Consider the following 222-nt stretch of genomic DNA (forward strand, 5'->3'; position numbering starts at 1 on the left):
CGAACAGTGAGAGGATCGGGATTTCCCTTCGCCGCTGCCTCCTGTCTGTTGAAATGGCTACTGTTCCTGGGCCACTTATTTGGGAGATTGTGAAGAGAAACAATGCTTTTCTTGTTAAGCAGTTTGGTAATGGCAATGCCAAGGTGCAGTTCAGCAAAGAGCCGAACAATCTTTACAATGTGAATTCCTACAAGCACTCTGGGTTGGCGAACAAGAAGACGG

At 47.3% G+C, this 222-nt stretch carries 1 protein-coding gene; it reads left to right on the forward strand.

The genetic code is table 11. The annotated features are described in order from the left end of the window. Window positions 1-222, forward strand: a 222-nt coding sequence (locus tag J2D73_RS20550) for a 60S ribosomal protein L28 (RefSeq protein ID WP_207884288.1), incomplete at both ends; no start/stop codon positions are given.

The organism is Acetobacter sacchari (genome assembly GCF_017377715.1).
Taxonomy (GTDB): Bacteria; Pseudomonadota; Alphaproteobacteria; order Acetobacterales; family Acetobacteraceae; genus Acetobacter; species Acetobacter sacchari.